Source organism: Mesorhizobium sp. M1A.F.Ca.IN.020.03.2.1, assembly GCF_004023205.1.
GTDB lineage: Bacteria > Pseudomonadota > Alphaproteobacteria > Rhizobiales > Rhizobiaceae > Mesorhizobium.
The window spans coordinates 1-3,714 of the sequence record NZ_RZSV01000365.1; the positions used below are offsets into that span (position 1 = coordinate 1).

A 3,714-nucleotide genomic window follows, 5' to 3' on the forward strand; every position below is an offset into this window, starting at 1 on the left:
GGGTCGGCGTCGCCACGATCTGGGATTCGATCGCGGTGACCTTCTGCCAGGCCGCCGGCGAGGGCGCCGTCATCGACCTGCGCTTCGGCGGCAAGGCCGGGCCGCAGGCGGGCGAGCCGATCGACGCACGCGTCACGGTGCTCAAGGCCGTCAGCGAGGGCTGGCAAAGCTTCGGGCCGAGCCGGGTGACGCTCGGGCCGGCTGCGGTGGTTCGCATCGAGGGCACCGAGGTCGACGTCATCCTCAACACCAACCGCACCCAGACCTTCGAGCCGGACATCTTCTCCAATATCGGCGTCGATCCGATGTCGAAGGACATCCTGCTGATCAAGTCGACCAACCATTTCTACGCCGGCTTCGCGCCGATCGCCGCCGAGGTCATCTATGTCGCGGCGCCGAGTTCTTATCCCAGCAATCCGGCGGTGACGGATTACAGGAAGCTGACGAGGCCGATATGGCCGAGGGTGAAGGATCCGTGGAAGGATGAGGCTCCTCCTTCTCCCCCTGTGGGAGAAGGTGTCGCCGCAGGCGACGGACAAGCGACTATCTGAGGTGTCAAGTTGCATTTGCGAACTCGGTTCGCGCGTCGCGTGCTTTTGCATTGAGAATGACGAGCAGCTTTCTGGCGAGAGCGATGCGGATGACCATCTTTTCCTTTCCAGCGGCCTGCAACCGGTGCTGGAAGGCGGCCAGGTGCGGATCGTATTTGGCAACGATGCGGGCAACGAGGAAGAGCACGCCCCTGGGCCCGGCGCGACCGCCACGCACCGGTCTTCGGCCGCTGCGCTTACCGCTGTCATTGGCGATCGGCGCCAAGCCGGCCAGCTTGGCGATGGCCTTGTTGGACAGGATGCCGATCTCGGGCAATTCGGCCATCAGGCGAGCAACGCTGCGCGAGGCGATCCCTTTGAGCGAGCGAAAGGCGCGGTCAAGGCATGCCCACAACGGATCGTCGTCGATCAGCGAGGCGATCTCGCCCTCGAGCCTGCGGCTCTGGCGCACGAGCAACGCGATGACCTCATCGAGGCTGGCGATGGTTTCGGTGTCGGCGGCAGCACTCTTGCGCTGCTTCTGGATGGTGAGATCGCCGGTGACCTGACCGAGCCGTGCCACCAAGGCCTTGAGCCGCTGCTGGGCCGGGCTCGGCGGCAGAGTCGGCTGTACGCGCTTGGCCTGCGCGTAGCCGGCGATCATGGCGGCATCGATCCCATCGGTCTTTTCCAGGAAGCCCATCGCCTCTGCAAAACGGCGCACGCTGCGCGCATTGACGAGAGCGCAAGGCAGGCTCAGATCCCACAGCAGCAGCAAGGCCAGCCGCTCGTAGCCGCCGCTGGCCTCCATGACGGCAAGCTCGACGCCATGGCCCTGACACCAAGCGGCCAGATCGGTGATGCCTGCCGCATCGTTACGGAAGCGGCCTGCCGCCCCGTTCGGCTCGAGATGGGCATCGAGCCATTCTTTCGAAACGTCCACTCCACAGATGGTCTTGTCCACGGTAACCTGCCTTGTGCGTGCGATTGGAGCCAAGCGACTATTCGGTCGTACGTGACGGAGGCGAAGATCCCTGGCTCATCCACGGTTGTGACCGCAGGGGTGTCGGGCGACTTCGCCAAGCCTCGAATCGGATGGCCGTCCGGTTCGAGGCTCAGTCGCTCTTCTCGCACAAAGTCTCCTCCGCGCAGATACAAGGGGTGCTCCAAGGAATGCTGACGTCTCACTCCGCTGGAACACCCCTCATCCGTCTCGGCGCTCCGCGCCGATCCACCTTCTCCCACATGGGGAGAAGGGAGGGGCGCGCTACACCAACCCTCTTTTCACCATCATCGCCTCGGGCGAAGGCATTTTCCCACGGAAGGCCGTGTAAAGCTCTTCCGGGTCTTTGGAGCCGCCGGCGGCGTAGATGTTCTTCCTCAGCCGCTCGGCAAGGTCCGGGTTGAAGGGATCGCCTGTTTCCTCGAAGGCGGAAAAGGCGTCGGCGTCCAGCACCTCCGACCACATGTAGGAATAGTAGCCGGCTGAATACCCCTCGCCGGCGAAGATATGCCCGAAATGCGGGGTGCGGTGACGCATGGCGATGGTGTTGGGCATATGCAGCTTTTCCAGCGTTTCAGCCTCGAACGGAAGCGGCTCGGCCGGCGCGTCCGGCCTTGCGTGATAAGCCATGTCGATCAGCGCCGAGGCGGTGAACTCGACCGTGGCGAAGCCGGCGCCGAAGGTGCGTGCGGCGAGCATCTTGTCGAGCAGGTCCTTCGGCATCGGCTTGCCGGTCTTGACGTGCAGCGCATGCTTTTCCAGCACCGCCGGCACCGTCAGCCAATGCTCATAGAGCTGCGAGGGCAGTTCGACGAAGTCGCGGCTGACCGAGGTGCCGGAGACCGACGGCCAAGTGACGTCGGTCAGCATGCCGTGCAGCGCATGGCCGAATTCGTGAAACAGCGTCTTTGCTTCGTCGACGGAGAGAAGGGCCTGCTCGCCGGCCGGCGGCTTGGCGAAGTTCATGATGTTGTAGATGACGGGCTTCGCGCCTTTCCCAAGCTTGTAGCCGGATTTCAGCGCGCTCATCCAGGCGCCGGAGCGTTTCGAGGGCCGCGCGAAGTAATCCGCCAGAAACAGGCCGCGCTCGCTGCCGTCCGCGTTCTTGACCACGAAGACGCGCGCGTCGGGATGCCAGGCGGCAATGCCCTTCTTCTCCTCGAAGCTGACGCCGAACAGCTTGGTCGCGACATCGAAGCAGGCGTCCATGATGCGCTCAAGCTGCAGGTAGGGCTTCAGCTCGGCTTCGTCGAAAGCGAATTTCTCCGTGCGCAGCTTCTCCTGGTAGAAGCGCCAGTCCCATGCCGCGAATTTGTCGTTGCTGCCGGCTTCGGTGGCCAGCCGCTCCAACTCCTTCTGATCGGCGGCCGCTTTTTCCAGCGCCTTTTCCCAGACCGGATCGAGCAAGTTGTGCACCGCCTTCGGCGTCTTCGCCATCGTGTCGTCGAGCTTAAGCGCCGCGAAAGACTCATAGCCGAGCAGCTTCGCCTTCTCGGCGCGCAGCTTCAGCATGTCGCGCACCACATCGGTATTGTCGCTGGCGCCGCCATTCTGGCCGCGCATGATGAAGGCGCGGAAGGCGATCTCGCGCAGGTCGCGGCGCTCCGAGAAGGTCGAGAACGGCTCGTAGATCGAGCGCGACAGCGTCACCGCATAGCGACCTTTCTGGCCACGCATCTCGGCCGCCTCGGCCATCGAGCTCTTCAAGAAATCCGGGAGGCCGACGAGGTCAGCATCGTCGAGGAACAGCGCCCACGCGCGTTCGTCGGCCAGCACATTCTGGCCGAATTTGGTGCCGAGCGAGGAGAGTTCCTCGTTGATTTCCGCCAGCCGCTTCTTGCCTTCCGCATCGAGCTTCGCACCGGAGCGGACGAAGCCTTTCCAGGTCTTTTCCAGCACACGCAACGTCTCGGGATCGAGGCTCAGCCTGTCGCGGCGCTGGTAGAGGTCGTCGATGCGGGCAAACAGCTTCTCGTTCATCGAGATCGCGGAGAAGTGCCGCGACATCTTGGGCGAAATCTCGCGCTCCAGCTGCTGGATGGTGTCGTTGGTGTAGGCGCCGGCCCGACACCAGAAGATCGACGAGACATGGTCGAGCGGCTCGCCGGCGACCTCAAGTGCAGCCAGCGTGTTTTCGATCGTTGCCGCCTCGCTGTTGCCGGCGATCGCGTCGATCTCAGC

General features: G+C 63.8%; 3 protein-coding genes. 1 reads left to right on the forward strand and 2 read right to left on the reverse strand.

The window, feature by feature from the left end; genetic code table 11:
* On the forward strand, positions 1–551 hold a 551-nt coding region (locus EOA79_RS30625; RefSeq protein WP_164894023.1), incomplete at its 5' end, for an MlrC C-terminal domain-containing protein.
* A gap of 4 nt (positions 552–555) precedes the next feature.
* On the opposite strand, the gene EOA79_RS30630 is transcribed toward EOA79_RS30625, so the two are convergent.
* Positions 556–1,494, reverse strand: a complete 939-nt coding sequence (locus tag EOA79_RS30630) for an IS110 family transposase (RefSeq protein ID WP_095826496.1) — start codon at positions 1,492–1,494, stop codon at positions 556–558.
* Positions 1,495–1,797: 303 nt separating this feature from the next.
* Positions 1,798–3,714, reverse strand: a 1,917-nt coding sequence (locus EOA79_RS30635; RefSeq protein WP_164894024.1) for a M3 family metallopeptidase, incomplete at its 5' end; no start/stop codon positions are given.